The sequence below is a fragment of the Marinobacter sp. LQ44 genome (assembly GCF_001447155.2).
Taxonomy (GTDB): domain Bacteria; phylum Pseudomonadota; class Gammaproteobacteria; order Pseudomonadales; family Oleiphilaceae; genus Marinobacter.
In genome coordinates, this window is record NZ_CP014754.1 from 2,249,688 (window position 1) to 2,272,450 (window position 22,763).

The following is a 22,763-nucleotide window of genomic DNA, read 5'->3' on the forward strand; positions in this document are numbered from 1 at the left end:
CCAGGAGTGCGCCCGTGCCGGGCGCACTAACGAGTAGGGTGAGGCGTCACCGCCTCATCCCTCTCACAGAACCGTACATACGGACCACGTATACGGCTCATGCCATTAACTTGCCCTGAACTCGGGGACAGGGATGCCGGTTCGTACTTTGGTCAGATCCATCAACCTCAGCTCATTGTGCAGATAGGCGTTGGGTAAGGCCAGGCTTGCCAGCGGTGAAGCCGCATTACGCCAGCTTTGCATCTTGATGAACTTAAACGGCGGGCGATAGCCCAGCTGTTTCAGCCTCCGATGCAACCGGCCCGGCTTCTTCCACTGCTTGAGCTGGATGCAGCGCAGGCGCCGCCTTAACCAACTCATCACCTGCTTCAGCACCCTCGCGCAGTTCGCCACCCGGAAGTAGTTGGCAAAGCCCCGTAGCACCGGATTCAGCTCGCGGATAATCGCCGCAAGCCCGATGCCCCGGTTACGCTTTGTCAGCGCTTTCAGCTTCTGCTTGAGTTTCACCACCTTCTTGTCCTGGATGCGGGTGTAGTTCGTGTAGATCACCACGCCCAGGAACTTTACCCCCTCATCGCTGTGGGCGATGTGGGTCTTGGTGACGTTCACCGTCAGCTTCAGCTCTTCTTCCAGATAGCGTTGGGCCACCCGTAACGCATTCTCCGCGCCCGCTCGTGAGCCGCACAGGATCAGGATGTCGTCCGCGTAGCGGACGATCCGGTGCCCCCGCGCTTTCATGAACTGGTCGAAGGCGTCCAGGTAGGCGTTTGCGATCAGCGGACTGATCACGCCACCCTGAGGGCTTCCCAGTTCCGTCTCTTCGAGGTGGTATCCCACCATCACGCCACTTTCCAGGAACTGGCGCAGCAGTGACAGGACACTGCCGTCCGTGATCCGTTGGCGGAACTGGCGGATGATCAGGTCATGGTTGAGCGTGTCGAAGCATTTCGACAGGTCCATGTCCACAACCCAGTCACGCCGGTATCGGCGGATAAACAACTCCGCCTTGCCGATGGCGTGGTGACCACTGCGTCCCGGACGATACCCGTAACTCGACGGGTGGAAATCCGGCTCGAAGATCGGTTCGATAATACGGCGCAGCGCCTGTTGCACAACCCGGTCCCGAACCGTCGGAATGCCCAGCAGACGCTCACCGCCGTCATCCTTGGCGATGGCTACGCGTCTGACTGGCTGCGCCCGATAGCGCTTTTCCTTCAGCTCGAGCAACAGGCACGACAGCTCCACCTCCAGATTCGCCTCAAACCCACTCAGGCTCTGCCCATCGATTCCGGCCGCGCCCTTGTTGCGTTTGATGTGTCTGAAGGCTTCATACAGGCGCTGTTTTGACAGCAATTGCCCGTACAGACTGTAGTATTTCCTCATGCCTGCTCATCTCCGCGATGACGGCTTCGAGGGTTGGCTTGGCTGCCGGTGTGTTTCAAGCGATCCGCCCGGGTGCTAGCGCTCAGGCAATCTGCCGCCACGGTATCGCTCTACTCCCTTGTTCGGAGAACACCAGAGCCACTGCGTTCCCGCAGTACCCCAGTGCACGTCCCTGCCCCGTCGGGCAGCTTGTGAACACAGCGTCCACCTCTCACTCGTCGTCCGTCATTCTCGTTAATGACTTCCGCCCTTCGCATCCGATCAGAGCTTTTGACCCTGACCGGTCCGCTGAACCTCCGTCAGCGGTCATTCCGGTTTTATCCTCCACGCTGTTACCAGGCTTCTCAGGCCGGAACTTCCTCACTACTACGGCTTCATCTGCCACCTCGCACCAACTGCGGCCTCGGCTTTCACCTTGCGCCACAGCCTCCGACAACGCCGGATTCGGTGTCAGGCTTCCCCGGTTACTGCACCGGCTCCCTGTTAACGATGCCACCCTCAAACACAGCCCAGGTCTGACTGAGTATCGGGCGTCGCGTTATTTCGCACGCTGGCCCACCTGACCTGCCGAAGCAGGTTCACTTGCGTTGTGTACCGTTAACTTCCTATGGCTTCCTTCAGACCCCACCGTTGGCCAGTGACGCCCTTGCCAGTCGGATTGTCTTCCCCTCAGTCGGGGTGACGCCATCTTCTTTCAGATGGCCGGGTTTGCCGGCTTCGCCGGGCAAACAAAAAAGGGCCGCCAAAGCGACCCACAAAACAGTAGCAAAATAAGACTTCCCGAACCGAGCCGACAGGCCGTGGGGCGGGGCGGTCTTTTCCGCCGGAAAAAAGATGTCTGAGCGAAGCGAGTTGTTTTTTCCAGAGGAAAAGACCTCCCCGCTCCGCGGCCAGACTCCCAAGCTTAGATGTAGTAGTCCTTCAACGGAGGAAAGCCATTAAACTCCACCGCACTGTAAGTGGTGGTATAAGCCCCGGTCGACAACCAGTACATCCGGTCACCAATCGCCAGATTCAACGGCAACGGGTACTTATGGTGCTCGTACATAATATCGGCACTGTCACAAGTCGGCCCCGCAATCACACAGTCCTCGCCCTCACCGGTCTTCTCGGTCCAGATCGGAAACTTGATCGACTCATCCAGCGTCTCAATCAGCCCCGAGAACTTACCCACATCGGTAAACACCCATCGGTGCAACGCGGTACGGGACTTCCGGGAAATCAGCACCACCTCACTCACCAGCACACCGGCGTTAGAGATCAACGAACGGCCCGGCTCAATAATGATCTCCGGCAGATCGTCACCAAAATCTTCCCGCAGGAAACGGGCAATTTCCTCCGCATACACCGCCAGCTCATTGGTGCGGGCAATGTAGTTGGCCGGGAAACCACCGCCCATGTTGATCATTTTCAGCTCAATGCCGTCTTCTTCCTTCAGACGCTCGAAAATCACCTTCACCTTATTCAGGGCCGCGTCCCAGGCGCCGATTTCCCGCTGCTGGGAACCCACGTGGAACGACACGCCGTAAGGCACCAGGCCCAGATCACGGGCCAGAATCAGCAGATCCATGGCCATATCCGTCTGGCAACCAAACTTGCGAGACAGCGGCCAGTCGGCAGTCAGGGTGCCTTCGGTCAGGATGCGCACATACACCTTCGAGCCCGGCGCCGCCTTGGCAATGTTACGCAGGTCCGCCTCGGAATCGGTGGCGTACAGGCGCACACCCTTCTCGTAAAAGGTGCGGATGTCCTTCGCCTTCTTGATGGTGTTGCCGTAGCTGATGCGATCGCCGGTGACACCCAGCCCCATAACCTTGTCCAGTTCATACACCGACGCGATATCGAAACAGGCACCTTTATCCCGCAGCATGGTCAGAATCTGCGGCGCCGGGTTGGCTTTAACCGCATAGTAAACCTTGGCGTACGGGAACCCTTCCACCAGCTCCTCGTACTGACGGTCAATGGTCTGGGTATCGATGACCACAAACGGGGTTTCCTTGCCGTCGGCAAAGTCCTTGATCCGCTTGAAGGTCTCGGCGCTGTAGTAATCGGCGATATCAGCGTTGGGGGTCTGGTTCATGGGTGGTGTGTCCCTCCACAGGGTAAACGGGCATAAAAAAGGGTAGCACAGACCCGCTGTGCTACCCGTGAATGGCGCGATCATCAGGCTTTTTTCTGACCACCGCAAATGCGCATATATACCCATAAATCCGGCAACGGAAGCCGGACCTCTGGCACAGCATTCTTTATCACACCGCCACCGGCCAAAGCGGCGTCGGCTCTGTCGGCCCGTCCGGATCCTGGGGGCAGCTCTGCCTGTTCAGGTAATCCAGAATGGCCTCTTTCAAATCACTACCCAGACCCAGCCCCTGGTTACCGAACAGCCGATTAAACTCAAGCACATACGGGTAGCCATCGACCAGCGCTATATCGAAACCGGCGTGGTCCACACCCAGCTCCCTGGCCAGCCGCAAAGCCAGCCCGGTGACCACCTCCGGTACCGGGCTGGTATCAATTTTCCCACCCCGGGCCACGTTGTTGTAGAAGCCCTGTTCCGCCTGGGTTCGCCAATAGGCCGTCAGCACCCGGTCACCCACCACCACAACCCGCACATCACGGTCGATCGGCAGGTATTCCTGGGCATAAAGCACGTGGGTACGTTCGCAGTACCGGCGCCAGTCGTCACGATTTTCGATCAGCCACACCCCTTCACCCATACTGGCCTTGGGCAGTTTTGCCACAAAGGGCAGGGCCATGGTGTCCCAGATCAGATCCCGCTCCTGGGGGCCGTTGGCTTCGATCAGCGTCCAGGGGGTGTGTTCCGGTGCTACGGTCTGGAACGCACGGGTCATCTCCACCTTGTCGTGACCAATGCGATAGCTGGCCTCGCTTGGAAACACGCGGCGCTTGAGACCGTGGACCAGGGCATTCAACTGCCAGTATTCCGGGAACAGCACCCAGTCGGCATCTCGCAGCAGGTCCTTGTGTCTCAGAAACTGCTCCGGCTTGAGTACTGTGGTGTCAGGAAAGCCAAGGGTACGGAAGATATCAAAGGAAACCAGGTGCATGGTGTCAGCGGCACTCCAGATAGGTTGCGCGCATTTTATACAGAATCCGGTTCCGGACAAGCTACCTCAGGAAAAATAATTGACCGGCGTCATGGACAGAGCGAATATAAATGATAATGCTTTTCATTAACTAAAAAGGAGCTACCTATGACCAAGAAACTGATGTTTGCCACTCTTACCTGCGCCGCCTTCGCATTCAGCGCCAACGCCCACGCCAGTGACGTCGAACACTTCAAGGGCAAGCCCTCTGACACCCTGGAACAGGCGGTTAGCAACTTCTCGGAATACAACAACAAGTTGGAAAAGGTGTTGGCCGGAGACATGACCCCCGAGGCCATGAACGAAGTCCACGAACTGACCTATACCCTGGAAAACGCTCTGGGCAAGATCAGTGAAGAACTGCGCGAACTGGCGGATGTGCTGGAAGAAGTTCACGTTGCCTCCGAGCACGCCGATGGCAACGCTGTTAAAAAGCACGGGCAGAAGTACCTTGAAGTCAGTCGGGAAGTGATCAAATAACAGATTGCATGTCAGCGAGCGGGGCGTTTTTTCGTTCCCTGCTGAGCCTGGGCGGTGAGTGGGTCGTCCGGCCAGGGGTGTTTGGGATAGCGGCCACGCATGTCCTTGCGCACCTCCGGATAGGCGTTCTGCCAGAAACTGGCCAGGTCGGCAGTGACCGCTAAAGGCCGCTGGGCCGGTGACAAAAGATGAATCACCACCGGTACCCGACCACCAGCCACTGTCGGCGTTTCCGTCCAGCCAAACAACGCCTGCAACTTGACCGCCAGCACCGGGCCGTTGTCGGCGCTGTAATCCAGGGTGACGTTCTGGCCGGTGGGAATGGTCAGAGCTCGGGGCGCGAGTTCGTCCAGTTGCTGCTGTTGCGGGTAGTCCAGCAGGGCATGCAGGGCCTGAACCAGGTTGATGCCCGCCAGGTCAGACCAGCGCTTCATACCAGCCATAAACGGCGCTAACCAGGTCTCCAGAGTGTCCAGCAAGAACTGGTCGCTGACCTCTGGCCAGTCGCCGGGGAATTTCTCCGCCAGCAATCGCACCCGGGCAACCCACTGGCGGGCCGTATCACTCCAGGGCAGGCTGTCCAGACCTTTACGGCGCACCGCGTCCAGCAGGCCCTGCTGAACCAGTTCCGGGGCAACCTGATTCAGCGGCTTCTCCGCCAGCACCAGTGCCCCGAGCTTGCGGACCCGGCGGGCGACGATGGTGCCGCGTTTGTCGTCCCACAGGGCTTCCTCACGTTCTTCGATATGGTTAGCCAGGTCCTGTTCAAGGTCCGTGAGATCGACCGGTGCCGCCAGATAAATCGTCGCTTCCCGGGCCTTACCATCCAGATCCGCCGTCACCAGCCAGTCCTGCCGAGCCAGGGGATCGTCCTCCCGCAACACCGCACCCTTGCCGTTACTCAACTGATACCGGGGCATGGCCCCTGAGCGGCGGCGGGCAATACGGTCCGGATAGGCCTGGGCCAACACCCGCCCAACGTCGGTTTCCGAGGGTAAATCCTGTGCCAGCGGGCCACGGCACAGTCGTTTTGCCGCCTGCCGAACCGCCTGCAACCGTGCGGTGTCCAGGCCGCGATGACCGCGTTCGCCCCGCAGCACCCGAATCCGTTCATGCAGATCCGCGCCGGAGCCTGGCCCGAGCAAGTCCCGCTCCTCCAACAGCGCGGCCAGCTCGGCCGCCAGCTGGCCCAGCCCCAGGGTACGGCCTTTGATCACCATATGGGCCAGGCGAGGGTGCAGGCCCAGCTCCCGGGCCGCCTTGCCGTGATCTGTGATGGCTCCCTCGGCATCCAGCAGATCCAGCCACTGCAACAACTCCACCGCCTGCTGCCAGTGCGCATTCGGCGGGGCATCAATCCAACCCACCTGCTCCGGGGAACGGGCCCCCCACTGGGCCAATTCCAGCACCAGCGGCGCCAGGTCGGCTTCCTGGATTTCCGGCGGCGTGTAGTCCGCCAACCCGAACTGCTCCGACTCACTCCACAGCCGGTAACACACACCCGGCTCAACCCGACCGGCCCGGCCCTTGCGCTGCTCGGCAGACGCCTTTGATACCCGCCCGGTCACAAGGCGTGTCATACCGCTGTTGGGATCAAACACCGCCCGGCGCTGCTGACCGGCATCAATCACCACCCGCACGCCTTCAATAGTCAGACTGGTCTCAGCAATCGCTGTGGCCAGCACAATTTTGCGGGCACCGTCCTGTGCCGGCGAAATCGCCCGCTCCTGTTCTTCGGCTTTGAGATTGCCATACAACGGCGCCAGCACCACGTTAGCCGGCAACTGACCCGCCAGCTGCTGCGCCACCCGGCGAATCTCCCCGGCCCCGGGCAGAAATACCAGCATGGAACCGGTCTGCGCGCCCAAGGCCTCCTGAATCACCGCCACTATCTGGTCCACCATCCGGGCATTACGGGGCAAAGGGCGGTACAACACCTCCACCGGAAACGCCCGGCCCTCGCTGGTGATTACCGGTACATTCCCCAGCACCCGGGCAATGGGCGCGGTATCCAGGGTGGCCGACATCACCAGCAATCTCAGGTCTTCCCGCAGGGCCTGCTGGCTTTCTCGCACCAGGGCCAATCCCAGATCGGCTTGCAAGGAGCGCTCGTGAAACTCATCAAACAGCACAGCGGCATAGTCTTCCAGCATCGGGTCGTTCTGAATCAAGCGCGTCAGAATGCCCTCGGTCACCACCTCAATCTTTGTGCTGCCTGACACCTTCGTATCGAGGCGAGTCCGATACCCCACCGTTTGCCCCGGCGCCTCACCTAACTGCTTCGCCATATACCGGGCCGCCGACCTGGCCGCCAGCCGCCTGGGCTCCAACATCAGGATCTTCCGGTTGTCCCGCCATGGGGCATCCAACAGAGCCAGCGGGACCCTTGTCGTTTTACCGGCACCCGGTGGTGCCTGCAGCAAGGCTGTGGTGCCTTGGTTCAGGGTTTGTTTTAGCTCTGGGAGTATGTGTTCTATTGGGAGCATGGGGTGTGGTTGGGTTTAGCCTTGGAGTTTTGGGGGTGGCGCGGGGGTGTTTTGGTTTTTTTGGCCGAAAAAGAACTCGCTTCGCTCAGACACCTTTATTCGGTCAAAAAAACCAAAACACCCCCACACCCTGCGTAACTTTAAGGGTATATCCAGAGGTTACCATGGTCGTACTTGGGTTAAGCCGCTTATGCCGTCAAGCTCACCCAGCAAATTATCTTTTTCAGCGGAACCGCTGTGGTCAGCTAGAGCGGGGTGGTGGGGTATTTTTTTCCGCCGGAAATGAATGTCTGAGCGCAGCGAGTTTCATTTCCAAGGCAAAAAATACCCCACCACCCCGATCAATCCCCCACAACCCGCCGTCTGGGGCCGAATCAAGACCGCGAACGCCACAAGTCAGCCCGGGGCACAAAGAACGCAAACAAAAGCCCAAACGCCAGCGCCGCCACCCCAATACCGAAGGCAGACCCCAGGGTACCGCCCGCATCCAGCCATTGTTTGGTGAGCCACGGCCCAACCATCTGGGTGAAACCGTAAAGTGCCACCATCGCCGCCGACAACCGGGGCCCCTGGTGAGGATGCAACGCCCGCCCGATACGCTGAGTCAGCAGCACCGTACCCAGGAACGTGCTGCCTACCAGGGCTGCACACAGCACCAACCCCACGGCTCCCGGCCAGACTACTGCCGCCAGTACCCCTGCCAGCTGGATCAGGAAATTCAACCTCAATGCCGGCAGATCCCCCATCAGGGCCCCCAACTTGTTCCAGAGCCAGGGTGCGGGAATGGTAAACAGGGCTACGATCACCCAGGTGCCGTCCAGTAGCCCGTGGCCCTGAGGCAAGGTCAACTTGGCCAGCAGCGGCAGGAAAGTCATGGGCAGGATGTACCCCAGGCCAGCCCCGGCATAGGACAGGAACAATGGAATACTCGCGCGATCCAGTAACGGGGTGTTGCTGACGACCTGCCCGGAATCGTCGTGCTGGCGCACCGGTACCTCCAACCTGCGCAACTGCAGGGCGCCCCACCAGGCAAGCGGTATCGACAACAACGCAGCCGGCCACCAGCGTTCAGCCCCCTCCAGCCGCGTTGCAGATCCGGTCACCAGTCCACTGGACACCAGCAGGCCGATGCCCACCCCGATGTAGACCAGGCCGCTGAGCGAGGCCCTGTTGCGCAACACCAGCCACTCCAGTATCAACGCGGGTGCCTGCACGAACACCACGCCGTTGGCCACGCCGTTCAGCCAGCGGCTTGCGGATATGACAGTGAGGTTGTCGGTCTGGGTTATGACCAGTGTGGTGACCACATGGATCGCCAGGAACAGCGGCAGCATGACACGGATCTGGTCAATCCGATGCCAGCGAATGGCCAGCATGGCGCCCATCAGGTACCCAAGATAGTTCCAGGTGGCGACGGCAGCGCCATCTGCTGCGCTGAATTGGCCGTCGGCAACCAGATAGGGCAACAGCGGGGTGTAAATAAACCGGCCGAGGCCATGCACCACCAGTAGCACCAGGGCGCCGGCGGTCAGAACGGTAAACAGCTGTCTTGGGTCAGCAGAGTGCGAGTTGGTCATAGCGCAGCCCGGAGGTCGTGTCGATCAAGGAAACGGCCGAGCAGTGTAGGTCACTACCGATTAATTGTCAGTGTGACTTTGGCAGGATAGGGGCCGCCGAACGGGCCACGGGCTCAGGAGCCGGGGTTGCGGGCCTTGGCCCACTGGGTGATGCGCTGATAGGCCTGAGCCAGCTCTTGGGGTTTGTGGGGCGGTTGAATCAAGGCCTGAAGCTGTCCCTCGGGGTTAAGCAAAGCGAAGTGACCACTGTGGTCCACCAGCAGTTGCCCGTCCACCTCCCGATGAACAAACACCGCACTGACACTCTTCGCCAGTTCACGCAGGGTCTCCAGGTCGCCGGTCAGGCCATGGAAGTTTTCACCGAAAAAGCCGGTGTAGGCTTTCAGCTGTTCCGGCGTGTCGTGTTCCGGGTCTGCCGTGACCAACAGGTAGTCCGGTTTGGGCACATCCGCAGACAACAGCTTATCGGTCTGGCGCAGGTTGGCCATGGCCGCCGGACAGATATCCGGGCAGTTGGTGTAGCCCACAAACACGAACGTCCACTGGCCCTTCAGGTCATCGCGGGTGACGGTTTCACCCTGTTCGTTGGTAAGGGTGAACTCCGCCAGGGGTCTTGGCTGCTCGTACACATAAGTGTTGTACTGGCTCAGGTCGGGCGCCGCCACTGGCGATTCACCGGCTCCTTTCAGGAACACCTGCCGGCCAACTGTCAGGCCGAATACCAGCATGACCACCAGGAACAAGACAAACAACGTGATGCGTAACGATCGCCCCATGGGGCCTCCACTTTATAAACCCGGAAACTGTCATTCAAAAATAGACAAAATGATCCACCAGCAGCACCACAAACAACGCCATCAGGTATGTGATGGAGTATTTGAAGGTGTTCAACGCCACCCGCCGGTCATCGCCCTTCAACAATCGGATGGCGTATTGCAGGAACCTCAAGCCTAGTGCCAGTGCGCCGATCAGGTAAATACCTCCCGACATCCCTGTGACAAAAGGTAGCAGGCTGACCGCCAATAGCATCAGGGTGTACAGCAGAATGTGCAGCTCGGTGTACTTGTTGCCATGGGTCACTGGCAGCATGGGAATACCAGCCTTGGCGTATTCCTCTTTACGGTGAATGGCCAGGGCCCAGAAGTGCGGCGGTGTCCAGGCAAAGATGATCAGTACCAGCAGCAGGGCGTGGCCCTCCACCTGACCGGTAACGGCGGTCCAACCCAGCAAGGGGGGCATAGCGCCCGCCAAGCCACCAATGGTGATGTTCTGTGGCGTGGCCCGCTTCAGGAACAGGGTGTAAACCCCGGCATAACCCACCAGTGAAGCCAGGGTGAGCCAGGCCGTCAGTTCGTTCACCTGCCAGACCAGCACAATCATGCCCACGGCTGCCAGTACGGTGGCAAACAACAGGGCATCAATCGCAGCAATCCGTCCGGTGGCCACCGGGCGCTTGCGGGTGCGGGCCATCACGGTGTCGATCTTCTGGTCGACGACGTGGTTCACAACGGCGGCGGCCCCTGCCAGCAGGGCAATACCCAGGTTGCCATACAGCAGCACACCCCAGCCGGGCACGCCAGGCGCCGCCAGCAGCATGCCAATAACCGAGGTGAGGATCATCAGCGCGACCACCCGGGGCTTGGTCAGCTCCAGGTAGTCCCGCCAGGAAATGGATTTGCTCAGGGAACTCGCATGTTCCTCGGCCGGCAGCGCTTTAACTTGCTCGCTCATGCCGTTACCTCCCGGTTTATGGTTGTTGTGTGGGTTGCGGGGGATGTTTCAGGTTGTGGCAGCTGCCGGTGCTGCCAGATCAGGTGAACAACCGTCAGCAGCAGTCCTGCCCCCATGGCGTTGTGGGCGACGGCGATAGACAACGGAATGTACAGCCACACATTGGCCAGGCCCAGACCGATCTGCACCGTAAGCGCCGCCGCAACCAGCGCGATGCTCCGGTCCAGGCCGCTATCGCCCCGATGCCGCCACAGTAGCGTCAGCAGGACGACAAAGTAGCCGAGTACGATAACCGCACCCAGGCGATGGGTAACATGGATCGCCACACGGCCGTCCGCCGTCAGCTGGCCGCCCAGATAGTTCGGGCCAACCTGCTGGGTAATATCAAAACCATGCCGGAAATCCATGCCTTCCGGCCACCATTGCCCCTGGCAGGTAGGCAGGTCCGTGCAAGCCACAGCGGCATAGTTGGCTGCGGTCCAGGCACCCAGCGCAATTTGCATGATCACCAGCAAAAGGCCGCCGTACAACCAGGGGCGCAGGCGGGCGAGGGCCGGCGGTGCGGCGCCTGAAGGGGCAGAGCCCCGGGATCGTTTGCGCAGACGTAGCGTTAGCAATAACAGCAGAGTGAGCGTGGTGAACCCACCCAACAAATGCAGGGCGACCACCTGTGGCCAGAGTTTGAGGGTCACGGTCCAGGCGCCAAATGCACCCTGCAAGATGATAAAAGCGGCGATGAATAGGGGCAGCTTGACCGGCACGCCTGCCCGGCGGTTGCGTACCGCGGTGGCGGCCAGGCCAAACACCACCAGGCCCAGTATGCCTGCGGCGTAACGGTGGATCATTTCCGGCCAGCCCTTGGACACATCCACCGGCGTCTCGGGGAAACGGGCATTGGCGATGGCAATGCGGGTTTCACTCTGGGGCACCGTCAGGAAACCGTAACACCCCGGCCAGTCAGGGCAACCCAGCCCGGCATCCACCAGTCGGGTCCAGGCACCGAGCATAATCACCACCACCGTCAGCAGGCAGGCAGCGGTGGACCAGCGGGCCATTTTCTTAACCGTTTGAGCAGATTGCTCACGGGAAAACTGTTGCGTCACGTTCCGTTCTCCCTGGTCAGCCAATCTGCGACAACTTCAGCAAATGCTTTAGGTCTTTGAGCATTTGCTTGCCAGTGTGCTCGGTGCCGTAATGCATCATCACGTTACCGAAAGGATCGATCAGCAAGATCCGGGGGGCTGTCTCAGGTGACACGCCAGTGGGCCAGGCCGCTGCCGCGCCGGGCGCCGGGCGCAGTCGCTCCATGGAGCTGTACTCTGCCTGCCAGCGTTGCTCGAGCCCGGCTGGCACAGAGCCCAAGGCTGCTGCCCGGCTGACCCGAGGTGCATTTTTGCCAAGGGCGATGTTTACCTGGCGGGCCAGATACAGCAGCTCCTCGCAATCGCTGCCGCAAGTACCGGAGACCACCAGCATAAGCCAGTTAGGGTCAACCTGATCAGCACCGAAGCGCTCTGCCAGCGGCACCCCGTTTGAGGTTTCCAGATTCAATGCCTGCACCGGCACAGGCGGCATCAGGAGCTCGCCTTCATTGGTATGACCAACCGGATTCAACCAGCCGGTATAAAACATGATGGTGGCCAGAATCATCGGCCCAAAACCCACCGCAAACAGCAGCAAGGCGGTGCGCCTGCCACGACGAACCTGTTCCGGGCTGAGAGGGTCCTGCCCGGTCACGGAATCAGCCGTTGTCGTTGTCATTATCGGCTCCTGTCTTTCGGATTCTTTCATTTTTTTTATAACTCGCCACTAACGTCAATATAGTCAGTGCTGCAGCAAGCGCAAACCATTGCACAGCATATCCGTAGTGGGTTTGGGGGCCCATCACATCCGGTGCATGATCAGCGCGGTAAGCACCCGGCTGCTCGCTGTCTGAGAGCTTTAGGACCATCCCGGCCGGACTGGCCACCGTGTCTTCAACAGTGGCCGCAGGTAATGCCTGTACCCGTCTTGGCCAGCCACTGGCAGGGCCGGTATCCTCCGCCAGCACCGGAGGCACCGGATAATCATCCAGCCGCCCCTCCAGGGTAAACAGTCCGCCCGGGGTGTCGATTTCCGGCAGTTGATCCCGAGTGCGGGGGCCGCGAACCCACCCACGGTTGACCACCAGTGACAGCCCCTCTACCGGCGTAAACACGGTCAACACCTCGTATCCGGGCACGCCGTCACGGGTTCGGTTATCCAGCAGCCAGGTGTATTCGGTATACCAGCCGGTCAGAACAACCGGCTGCCCTTTCTCTAATCCGCCAGAGACAAGTGTCGGCCAATCACCCTGGCTGGCTTGTTGCTGCCAGGCTGCCAACAGCATCTGCTTTTCCTCCGCCCGGTTGAGTTGCCAGACGCCCAGGCTCAGCAGCACCGGCAACAGCAACCCGCTGAACATCAGCAATCGCCAGTCAAACTGCCATCGGCGATTCATCAACCGCACCTACCCATGCTTTGCTATAGTGATATCAGGTTCCCATCGTGCACCGGGGACTCTGTCCATATAACCATTCAACAACAGGGACACCCCATGCTAAAGCTTTTAATCGTTGTACTGCTGCTGGCGGTTATGGTCAGCCTGTTCAGCGGCCTGTTTTTCCTGATCCGCGACGGTGGTAAAACCAGCCGGGTGGTTAACTCCCTGGCGGTTCGGGTGGCGTTGAGCGTGTTGCTGATTGCCGTGGTTCTGACGTCCTTGTGGACCGGGGATCTGATACTGAACCCGACCCCGGTCCCGTGATGGTCAACGTTGTTGTCAAATGACATAGACGAATACAAACAGTCCCAGCCAGACCACATCCACAAAGTGCCAGTACCAGGCTGCCGCCTCAAAACCAAAATGGTTGTCGGCCGTGAAGTGCCCCTTGTTGATTCGTATCAGCATGATCACCAGCATCAAGGTGCCAAGGAATACGTGAGCACCGTGGAAGCCGGTCAGCATAAAGAAGGTACTGCCGTAGATACCGGATTGCAGGGTCAGGTCCAGATCCCGATAGGCGTGCAGGTATTCATAGGACTGCACGAACATGAACACAACCGCCAGCGCAATGGTCGCCATCAACCAGAGTTTGATCTTTGCCCGGTCACCCGCCTTCATGGCGTGATGGGCAATGGTAACGGTAAAGGATGAGGTGACCAGCAGGATGGTGTTGATCAAAGGCAAGCCCCAGGGGCCGATGACTTCCGTGGGGCCCGGATAGGCTTGCGGGTCCGGATTGTTCACCAACGGCCAGCTGGCCTGGAACCCCTCCCAGAGCATGTTGGTGCTGCCTTTGTCACCTTCACCACCCAGCCAGGGCACCACAAACACCCGAACATAAAACAACGCGCCAAAGAAGGCGGCAAAGAACATCACTTCCGAAAAGATAAACCAGCTCATACCCCAGCGGAACGAACGGTCCATCTGGGGGCTATACAGGCCGGCCCGGCTCTCGCGGATGACCGCGCCAAACCAACCAAACAGCATGTACGCCATGATCAGGGCGCCTATCATGAACATGATCCAGGAGCCGGTGGTGCTTTCACCCTGTTTGCCATTGACCATGATTGAAGCCACCCCGTAGAGGGTCACCCCCAGCCCGACAGTGGCCACGATGGGCCATTTGCTCTGTTCGGGAACGTAATAGGTCTGGTTATCCGCCATAACTGTCTCCGATGGCTTAGCCGTTATTGTTAGTTGTTGTCTGCGCCCGGTCGGACTTCGAAACTTCCGCCTGCTTGCCCTGATCGTACAGGGTGTATGACAAGGTCAGTTTGGTGATGTGTTCCGGTAAGTCCCGGTCAACAATAAAGATCAGCGGCATTTCCACACTTTCCCCCGCTTCCAGCGGTTGCTGGTTGAAGCAGAAGCACTCGGTCTTGTGGAAGAACAGAGTGCCTTCGGAGGGGGCCAGGCTGGGTACCGCCTGGCCAACCATGGGCTGATCGGTCGGGTTCTCGGCATAGTAATTGATGGTTACCGATTCCCCCGGATGCACTTGCACACTTCGAACCACCGGGCGGAATTTCCAGGTCATACCGGGGCCGTTACTGGCCAGGAACTGAACGGTTACCGTCCGGTTCTCATCCACCTGCTGGGTGGCACTGGCTTCGTACCGGCCACCGGTTTTGCCATTAATGCCGGTGATCTCACAGAACACCTCATACAACGGCACCAGCGCAAACCCGAAGGCAAACATGCCCACCACCCCTGACAGGCACCAGCCAATTACCCTCGCATTGCTTTTACGCTCTGGCGTTTTCTCGCCTGCTTGCTCAGACATGGTGTAGCCTCCCGGTTATTTCACTTCCGGTGGAGTGGAGAAGGTGTGGTAAGGCGCGGGTGACGGCACGGTCCACTCAAGACCTTCAGCACCATCCCAGGGCTTGGCGGGCGCCTTCTTGCCGCCCTTCACACACTTGACCACGATGAACAGGAACAGCAACTGGGTTGCTCCGAACATGAACGCCCCGATACTGGAGATCATGTTGAAATCGGTGAACTGCAGGGCGTAATCCGGAATCCGGCGCGGCATACCCGCCAGCCCCAGGAAGTGCATGGGGAAGAACGCCAGGTTCATACCGATGAACGACAACCAGAAGTGCGTCTTGGCCAGGGTTTCGTCGTACATGTGGCCGGTCCACTTGGGCAGCCAGAAGTAGGCAGAGGCAAAGATGCCGAAGATAGCACCCGGCACCAGTACGTAGTGGAAGTGTGCCACCACAAAGTAAGTGTCGTGGTACTGGAAGTCCGCCGGCGCGATGGCCAGCATCAGTCCGGAGAACCCGCCAATGGTAAACAGGATGATAAAGGCCACCGAGAACAGCATCGGCGCCTCAAAACTCAGGGAGCCCCGGAACATGGTGGTCACCCAGTTGAACACCTTCACCCCGGTGGGCACCGCAATCAGCATGGTGGCGTACATGAAGAACAACTGGCCCGCCAAGGGCATGCCCACAGTGAACATATGGTGCGCCCAGACCATGAACGACATGATAGCGATGGCGCCCACCGCATACACCATGGAGGCATAACCGAACAGCGGCTTGCGGGAGAATGCAGACACAATGTGCGAGATAGCCCCGAACGCCGGCAGGATCATGATGTACACCTCGGGGTGCCCGAAGAACCAGAACACGTGCTGGAACAGCACCGGATCACCGCCACCGGAAGCATCAAAGAAGCTGGTGCCGAAGTGGATATCCATCAGCATCATGGTGACCACACCAGCCAGCACCGGCATGACAGCAATCAGCAGGAAGGCAGTAATCAGCCAGGTCCACACAAACAGGGGCATTTTCATCAGGGTCATACCCGGCGCCCGCATGTTCAGAATGGTGGCAATCACGTTGATGGCACCCATGATCGACGACACACCCATGATGTGCACCGCGAATATAAAGAAGGTGGTACTCGGCGGCCCATAGGTCGTCGATAAGGGTGCGTAGAAGGTCCAGCCAAAGTCCGGAGCACCGCCCTGCATGAACAGGGTAGAGACCAGAATCAGGAAGGCACAGGGCAGCAGCCAGAAGCTCCAGTTGTTCATCCGCGGCAGGGCCATATCAGGCGCCCCCACCATCAACGGCAACATCCAGTTGGCCAGGCCGACGAAAGCCGGCATAACCGCACCAAACACCATGATCAAGCCGTGCATGGTGGTCATCTGGTTAAAGAATTCCGGCTCGACAATCTGCAGGCCGGGCTGGAACAGCTCGGCCCGAATAACCATCGCCATGCTGCCACCCAGCAGGAACATGGCGAAACTGAAGATCAGGTACATCGACCCGATGTCTTTATGATTTGTGGTCAACAGCCAGCGGCTAATGCCTTTGGCCGGGCCATGATGATGGTCCTGGGTGTGGGTATCTGCAACCGCACTCATGAAAACCCCCGTTACCGCCGTGTGTTATGGCTGGTGATTGTTGTTATCTGGCGTTGATTACTGTTGGTTCTTGTAATCAAAAATCTCTTTGGGCGTGACCATTTCGCCGGTGTTGTTACCCCAGGCATTCCGCTCGTAGGTAATCACCGCGGCCAGGTCGACCTCGCTCAACTGGTTGCCGAAGGCCTGCATGGCTGTACCAGGCGCACCGTTCACCACGATATCGATATGGCCCTCCATGTCCTCCAGCGCCATCTGGCTGCCCTTCAGAGCCGGAAACGCCGGAGGCAGACCGGTACCATCAGCCTGGTGGCAACTGGCACAGGCGGTTGCATAAGCCCGTTCGCCACGCTCCATTAGTTCATCGAGGGTCCAGTCTTTCTCGGTCAACTGGCGCTCCATTTCGGCCATTTCTCTCTGCTCTGCCACCCATTCGTTGTATTCCTCCTCAGGCACCGCTTTGACGACCACCGGCATAAAGCCGTGGTCCTTGCCACAAAGCTCGGTACACTGGCCACGGTAGGTGCCGGGCACATCCACCCGGGTCCAGGTCTCGTTGATAAACCCGGGAATGGCATCCTTCTTCACACCAAACGCCGGCACCCACCAGGAGTGAATGACATCGTTGGCGGTGAGCAGGAAACGGACTTTCTTGCCGACCGGAATCACCAGCGGGTTATCGACCTCCAGCAGGTAATGTTCACCCTTGGCCTGACGATTGCGGATCTGGTCGCGCGGCGTCGACATGTTGGAGAAAAAGCTGAAATCGTCGTCAATGTACTCGTATTGCCAACGCCACTGGTAACCGGTGATCTTGATGTCGACATCCGATTCAGTGGTGTCGTACATCTCGACCAGGGTTGCGGTGGCGGGAATCGCCATGGCCACCAGGATGGCCAGTGGGATAATGGTCCAGAGCACTTCCACCACTGTGTTCTCGTGGAAATTCGCGGGCTTGGCGCCCCGGGATTTACGGTGGGCAAAAATTGACCAGAACATGACCCCGAAAACGATGACGCCAATGGCGACACAGATCCAGAGAATGGTCATATGAAGGCTGAAAATCTGGTTACTGGTGCTGGTCACCCCGGGTGACATGTTCATGGTCCAGTCAGCCATGACAGTGACCGGCAACAACAGACCAGCGGCTAGGGCTACTGCCCGCTTGGCATGCACGCGCATACTGTGTCTCCACAGAGTGTTATTCTTGTCGGATTTTGCGTCATCCCCCTGCTGCACACCCCGGCGCTCGCAACACCGGATGGCCTCAGAGTGAAAGCCTGATTATGGATACATCAGGATCGAGTATAGACACAGATCAAGAAAAGGCTAAAAAATCCTTAAATCCAAAACGGATAAACCCGGAATCTTGAGAACCATAACTCATAAAAGGCCCATAATGACCAGTACAGACCATCGCCTGTGGGCACTGGCCTGGCCGCTGATGCTGACCAATCTGACCGTGCCGTTGCTCGGCCTGGTGGACACCGCCGTGCTGGGCCACCTGGATAGTCCGGAATACCTTGGTGCTGTAGCGGTCGGTGCCAACCTGTTCAGTATTCTGTATTGGACATTCGGCTTTATGCGCATGGGAACCACGGGGCTGGCGGCCCAGGCCTGGGGCAAACGTGACCCCTTCGCCCAGGTAGCTCTGCTGCTGCGCTCCATCGTGCTGGCGGTCGGCATCGGCCTGATGCTCATTGTATTTCATAAGCCCCTGATCAGTGTGGGCCTGACCCTGATGAACCCCAGCCCGGCGGTGGCCGAGCTGGCCGCCGAATACGCAGCAATCAGGATATGGAGCGCGCCGGCGGTACTGTGCCAGTACACCCTGGTGGGCTGGCTCATTGGCACCCAGTTCCCCCGGGGGCCTATGGTGATGCTCATCATCGCCAACGGCATCAACATCGTGCTCGATGTGTTCTTTGTGACGGTTCTGGGCTGGAACAGTCGCGGCGTGGCCCTGGCCACGGTCATCGCCGAGTACGGTGCCGCCCTGATCGGTTTTGCCATCGTGCTACGCAGAATGCCCGAAGGCCAGCGGCTGACCCGGGCGCTGATCGGCCAGGTGTCCGATTATCTGGCGATTCTGCAGGTGAATCGTTACATCATGGTCAGGACCATCGCACTGCTGCTGGTACTGGCTTTTTTCACTGCCCAGGGCGCCCGCCAGGGAGATGTGATACTGGCCGCCAATGCTGTACTGATTACCTTTCTGCTGGTGATCTCCAATGCCCTGGACGGCTTCGCCAATGCCGCCGAGGCACTGATTGGCGAAGCCGTTGGCAAGGGCAGCCGGCGACGCTTTCGCCTGGCTTTCCGAAGCGCCCTGCGCTGGTCTTTATGGGGCTCGCTGATACTGACCATTGTCTTTGTCATTGGAGGTCGATGGCTGATCAGCCTGCTCACCGGGCTGGAAGAGGTACGCACCGCAGCCTGGCAGTACCTGCCCTGGCTGTGGCTATTGCCGCTGGCTGCGGTATGGGGTTTCCTGCTGGACGGTGTGTTCATCGGCGCCACCCGCACCCGGGAAATGCAGAACACCATGCTGTTTTCTGCCCTTGGCGTGTTCCTGCCGGTCTGGTGGCTGAGCACTGGCTGGGGCAACCATGGGCTCTGGCTGTCGCTCATAGCCCTGATGCTGGCAAGAGCCGCCAGCATGGGCTGGCTCTGCTGGCGTTATACCCGCCAGGACACCTGGTTCAGCCAGCGCCGACCCTGAACCGCGCTCTGGCCGTGAAAGGTTAACTTCTGTCATAACCCCAGCAGAGCCCGAAATCTTGGCTACACTGATCAGAAACGGCGGGGGCGTTTGTGTTTCAGCATTGGCGCCTTTGCCCGTGTACTCCTCGACCCAGGGGGAACGCCTTGCGACCTCAACTTGTTCATACACTGGCATCTCCTGAAATGACACCAAAGGCTGTTCTCAACATCATTGACCAGGCAAGGCGAAAGGAAGCCCGCTCCGGCGCATTTCTCCGGCAGATGAAGGAGAAAGCCGCGCAACTGCCCACAGCGATCGTGGTTGACGGCTATCAGCCGGCCACCTCACTGTTCCAGTTTGCCGTCGAATACATCGAGATGGCGCCAAGACTGATCGAGTGTGTTGATGCCTGCGCACGGGAGGCCGGCAAGTCCGAGCTATTTCAGCCTTTCGTGGACGCCGCGACCCGATATTTCACCCAGCCTTCTGTACTGTTAGTGCAATACGACGGTCTGGACGGCCTGCTGATCCGTGCGTACCTGTGCCATCGGCTGATGGAAGAGATGCACGATAACAACCGCTCAATCCGGGCCGGCGAGCTGATCGACCTGGAAGCCACCCGGGCCAACCTGCTGGCCCATGAACTGATTGGCGAGCCATTCGCCAACGAACTCGATGACTCCATTACCGTCACCGTGCTGCAGATCGCCGGCACACCGGATTATTACAATCTTGATCTTGACCCCTTCATCGATCAGGTCAACAACCGGGCCTGGGACTGGATGCGGCATTACTGGGAAAATCTGCTGGAACGCAATCACATCCGGTTTTCCCTCGGCTATTAACCGGGGCCCTGGGGTGTACTACAAACAAGTCACTGAATTATCACTCAGAAACACGGTATCCTTCGGCTTTCCACTCACTCATCTGGAGGCCTCCCTGTGCTCGAAAACGCCGATTTTGGAAAACTGATTGTCCGGCTCACCCTGGGCGGACTGCTGCTGTTTCATGGCATCGCGAAACTGTTGAACGGCGTTGGCTTCATCGAAGGACAGCTGGCCGCCCACGGCCTGCCGACCATTTTCGCCTACGGCGTTTACATTGGCGAAGTCATTGCACCGCTTATGGTGATACTGGGCTACCAGACCCGGACTGGCGCGTTGATAATCGTTTTCAATATGATCGTCGCCATTGCCCTGGTGCACGGGCATCAGCTGTTGAGCCTCAGCAGCAACGGAGGCTGGGCACTGGAGCTGCAGGGTTTCTTCCTGTTTATTGCCTTTGCAGTGATTTTCCTGGGGCCCGGCAAGTACAAGCTAAAAAACTGACGCTCAGGAATCGGCGGTGGGGGCCGGTTCAGCACCCGGGCGGCACTGATATATTGCCATTCATTGTTGTCTGTTATTCCCGGCTCTGGAGTCTTGAACTACACTGGGGAACGGCTGCACGGCTACAGACCCAAACCCCAGCGTCTGAGTTAAGTGTAGACGTAACTGGCGCGGGAGTCCGCCGAAATTAAGGGGTAATCCCCGGTTACCACCTGAGAGGAAGGCATGTTTGACAAAAAACACCCCATCACCCCCGGCCGATACCGCCATTACAAAGGCAAGGATTACGAGGTTATTGGCGTAGCCCGGCACAGCGAGACCGAGGAACCCCTGGTGGTGTACCGCTGCCTTTACGGGGACTACAGCCTCTGGGTGAGGCCGCTGGCCATGTTCCGGGAAACCGTGGAAGTGGCCGGTGAACAGGTTCCCAGGTTCGCCCGCCTCGACACCGAGTGATCGTTACACAACCGCTTTGACTGCCGCAGTCATTTCCTGCACATTAGCGCACTTTTCGTGCTGCCGGCGCCCATAAGGCGCTGGTAAAACCTCAATTCCTACCCGGAGCTTGCCATGAATGCCGTTGTTGCTGCGGTACTGATCATGCTCGTACTGAGCCTGTGCCGCATCCATGTTGTCGTCGCCCTGATCATTGGTGCCATTTCCGGTGGCCTGATGGCAGGAATGTCTCTGGAAACCACCATCAATGCCTTCAACACCGGCCTGGGTGGCGGTGCCACGGTAGCGCTGTCGTACGCTACCTTGGGTGCCTTCGCCGTGGCCATCGGCAAATCCGGCCTGGCCCACGCCCTGGCGGATAAAGCCCTGGCCATAGTCGGCCGGCAGGACGACGGCGGTGCCGCCACCGGCATCCGGTTCATGATCATCGGCCTGCTGCTGGCCGTGGCGATTTCCTCCCAGAATATCCTGCCAATCCACATCGCCTTCATTCCTCTGGTGGTTCCACCACTGCTGTACGTGATGGCCAAGCTCAACATGGACCGCCGGCTGGTGGCCTGCGTGCTCACCTTCGGCCTGATCACCCCCTACATGTTCCTGCCCGTAGGGTTTGGCGGTATTTACCTGAATGAGATCCTGCTGGCCAATGTCGGCGATAACGGCGTGGATGCCAGCGAGCTGAACGTCATGTCCGCCATGGCCCTGCCAGCCCTGGGTATGTTCATCGGCCTTCTGATTGCCGTGTTCTTCAGCTACCGGGGCGGCCGGGGCTACGACATGAAACTCATCGAACGCACCGAGCGGGTGGATGTGAAGTACAGCCCCAAAACCCTCGTGATGGCGCTGGTGGCCATTGCCGTGGCCTTCGTGGTGCAGCTCTGGCTGGGCTCCATGATCCTGGGCGCCCTGGCGGGCTTCGTGCTGTTCAACATTTCCGGTGTGGTGAAGTGGAAGGAAGCGGATGACCTGTTCACCGAGGGCATGAAGATGCTGGCGATGATCGGTTTCATCATGATCGCCGCCAACGGCTTCGCGGAAGTGATGCGGGAAACCGGCGAGATTGCCAGCCTGGTGGAGGGTTCGGTGGCCGCGATTGGTGATAACAAGGCCATGGCAGCGCTGCTGATGCTGGTGGTGGGCCTGCTGATTACCATGGGTATTGGCTCGTCGTTCTCCACCATTCCCATCATTGCGGCGTTGTACGTGCCGCTGGCCCTGCAACTGGGCTTCAGCCCCCTGGCCATCGTGGCCCTGGTGGGCACCGCCGGTGCCCTGGGTGATGCGGGCTCGCCGGCGTCTGATTCCACCCTCGGGCCCACTGCCGGCCTGAACGTGGACGGCCAGCACAACCACATCTGGGATACCGTGGTGCCGACGTTCCTGCACTACAACCTGCCGCTGCTGGCCTTTGGGTGGTTGGCGGCTATGGTGCTTTGATCGATCTTTGGTGATCGTCGCCTTTTTGGTAGCCTTCGGTTTTAGGGGGCAGTTTTGGGGTTGGTGGGGGTGTCAAAACGGAAAACGTGGTTTTCCTGATGGTTTTGACACCCCCACCAACCCCAAAACGTTGATCTTCACGGGAATCGCTAGAAAAACGCGTATAGC

At 59.1% G+C, this 22,763-nt stretch carries 21 protein-coding genes; 7 read left to right on the top strand and 14 right to left on the bottom strand.

All coding sequences use genetic code 11. The annotated features are described in order from the left end of the window. Positions 1-105: 105 nt before the first annotated feature. From ltrA to ASQ50_RS10445, 3 genes are all read right to left on the bottom strand, one after another. The gene (gene ltrA, locus ASQ50_RS10430) at positions 106-1,383 is read right to left on the bottom strand and encodes a group II intron reverse transcriptase/maturase (RefSeq protein WP_068351385.1); all 1,278 of its coding nucleotides are present in this window, start codon (positions 1,381-1,383) and stop codon (positions 106-108) included. Between the two features lie 904 nt (positions 1,384-2,287). Next, the gene (locus tag ASQ50_RS10440) at positions 2,288-3,463 is read right to left on the bottom strand and encodes a type III PLP-dependent enzyme (protein WP_058091864.1); all 1,176 of its coding nucleotides are present in this window, start codon (positions 3,461-3,463) and stop codon (positions 2,288-2,290) included. Positions 3,464-3,632: 169 nt separating this feature from the next. Then, entirely contained in the window at positions 3,633-4,451 is an 819-nt protein-coding gene (locus ASQ50_RS10445; RefSeq protein ID WP_058091863.1) for an ATP-grasp domain-containing protein, read from the bottom strand. Positions 4,452-4,598: 147 nt separating this feature from the next. On the opposite strand from ASQ50_RS10445, the gene ASQ50_RS10450 reads away from it, so the two are divergent. Beyond that, positions 4,599-4,970, top strand: a complete 372-nt coding sequence (locus ASQ50_RS10450) for a DUF6746 family protein (RefSeq protein WP_058091862.1) — start codon at positions 4,599-4,601, stop codon at positions 4,968-4,970. Positions 4,971-4,981: 11 nt separating this feature from the next. On the opposite strand, the gene hrpB is transcribed toward ASQ50_RS10450, so the two are convergent. The 7 genes from hrpB to ASQ50_RS10485 all read right to left on the bottom strand — a co-directional run bounded on the left by hrpB (position 4,982) and on the right by ASQ50_RS10485 (position 13,243). Continuing rightward, positions 4,982-7,456, bottom strand: coding sequence for an ATP-dependent helicase HrpB (gene hrpB, locus ASQ50_RS10455; RefSeq protein ID WP_058091861.1), 2,475 nt, complete (start codon positions 7,454-7,456; stop codon positions 4,982-4,984). A 374-nt stretch (positions 7,457-7,830) separates the two neighbouring features. Further along, a complete protein-coding gene (locus ASQ50_RS10460) occupies positions 7,831-9,033 on the bottom strand; it encodes a YbfB/YjiJ family MFS transporter (RefSeq protein ID WP_058091860.1) in 1,203 nt (400 codons plus the stop codon). Between the two features lie 113 nt (positions 9,034-9,146). Next, complete coding sequence (locus ASQ50_RS10465) at positions 9,147-9,809, bottom strand: SCO family protein (protein WP_058091859.1); 663 nt, start codon at positions 9,807-9,809, stop codon at positions 9,147-9,149. Positions 9,810-9,843: 34 nt separating this feature from the next. Further along, positions 9,844-10,764 carry a heme o synthase gene (gene cyoE / locus ASQ50_RS10470; RefSeq protein ID WP_058091858.1) on the bottom strand — a complete coding sequence of 307 codons (921 nt, stop codon included), beginning with the start codon at positions 10,762-10,764 and terminating at the stop codon, positions 9,844-9,846. Next, on the bottom strand, positions 10,761-11,819 hold the full coding sequence (locus ASQ50_RS10475; RefSeq protein ID WP_156510065.1) for a COX15/CtaA family protein: 1,059 nt from the start codon (positions 11,817-11,819) through the stop codon (positions 10,761-10,763). Before ASQ50_RS10475 ends, cyoE begins: the two co-directional genes overlap by 4 nt. Before the next feature lie 64 nt (positions 11,820-11,883). Further along, positions 11,884-12,525 (bottom strand): hypothetical protein, encoded by a 642-nt coding sequence (locus tag ASQ50_RS10480; protein WP_058091856.1) that lies wholly within the window; start codon positions 12,523-12,525, stop codon positions 11,884-11,886. Then, a complete protein-coding gene (locus ASQ50_RS10485; RefSeq protein ID WP_058091855.1) occupies positions 12,506-13,243 on the bottom strand; it encodes an SURF1 family protein in 738 nt (245 codons plus the stop codon). Before ASQ50_RS10485 ends, ASQ50_RS10480 begins: the two co-directional genes overlap by 20 nt. A 96-nt stretch (positions 13,244-13,339) precedes the next feature. On the opposite strand from ASQ50_RS10485, the gene ASQ50_RS10490 reads away from it, so the two are divergent. Further along, complete coding sequence (locus ASQ50_RS10490; protein ID WP_058091854.1) at positions 13,340-13,549, top strand: twin transmembrane helix small protein; 210 nt, start codon at positions 13,340-13,342, stop codon at positions 13,547-13,549. A 15-nt stretch (positions 13,550-13,564) separates the two neighbouring features. Here ASQ50_RS10490 and ASQ50_RS10495 read toward each other — a convergent pair whose 3' ends face one another. From ASQ50_RS10495 to coxB, 4 genes are read right to left on the bottom strand one after another with little or no spacing between them, the layout of a single operon-like run. Then, entirely contained in the window at positions 13,565-14,452 is an 888-nt protein-coding gene (locus ASQ50_RS10495) for a cytochrome c oxidase subunit 3 (RefSeq protein WP_058091853.1), read from the bottom strand. Between the two features lie 16 nt (positions 14,453-14,468). Then, positions 14,469-15,071, bottom strand: coding sequence for a cytochrome c oxidase assembly protein (locus ASQ50_RS10500; RefSeq protein WP_058091852.1), 603 nt, complete (start codon positions 15,069-15,071; stop codon positions 14,469-14,471). A gap of 15 nt (positions 15,072-15,086) precedes the next feature. Beyond that, positions 15,087-16,670, bottom strand: a complete 1,584-nt coding sequence (gene ctaD, locus ASQ50_RS10505; protein WP_058091851.1) for a cytochrome c oxidase subunit I — start codon at positions 16,668-16,670, stop codon at positions 15,087-15,089. Between the two features lie 57 nt (positions 16,671-16,727). After that, on the bottom strand, positions 16,728-17,852 hold the full coding sequence (gene coxB, locus ASQ50_RS10510; RefSeq protein WP_058091850.1) for a cytochrome c oxidase subunit II: 1,125 nt from the start codon (positions 17,850-17,852) through the stop codon (positions 16,728-16,730). Between the two features lie 217 nt (positions 17,853-18,069). Here coxB and ASQ50_RS10515 point away from each other — a divergent pair, with 217 nt between their 5' ends. The 5 genes from ASQ50_RS10515 (at position 18,070) to ASQ50_RS10535 (ending at position 22,595) form a co-directional block, all read left to right on the top strand. Then, positions 18,070-19,392, top strand: a complete 1,323-nt coding sequence (locus ASQ50_RS10515; RefSeq protein ID WP_156510000.1) for an MATE family efflux transporter — start codon at positions 18,070-18,072, stop codon at positions 19,390-19,392. A gap of 185 nt (positions 19,393-19,577) precedes the next feature. After that, on the top strand, positions 19,578-20,219 hold the full coding sequence (locus ASQ50_RS10520; protein ID WP_058091848.1) for a hypothetical protein: 642 nt from the start codon (positions 19,578-19,580) through the stop codon (positions 20,217-20,219). A gap of 96 nt (positions 20,220-20,315) precedes the next feature. Further along, positions 20,316-20,702, top strand: a complete 387-nt coding sequence (locus tag ASQ50_RS10525; protein ID WP_058091847.1) for a DoxX family protein — start codon at positions 20,316-20,318, stop codon at positions 20,700-20,702. A gap of 225 nt (positions 20,703-20,927) precedes the next feature. Beyond that, on the top strand, positions 20,928-21,158 hold the full coding sequence (locus ASQ50_RS10530; RefSeq protein ID WP_058091846.1) for a DUF1653 domain-containing protein: 231 nt from the start codon (positions 20,928-20,930) through the stop codon (positions 21,156-21,158). A 114-nt stretch (positions 21,159-21,272) separates the two neighbouring features. Continuing rightward, on the top strand, positions 21,273-22,595 hold the full coding sequence (locus ASQ50_RS10535) for a Na+/H+ antiporter family protein (RefSeq protein ID WP_058091845.1): 1,323 nt from the start codon (positions 21,273-21,275) through the stop codon (positions 22,593-22,595). Positions 22,596-22,763 lie beyond the last annotated feature (168 nt).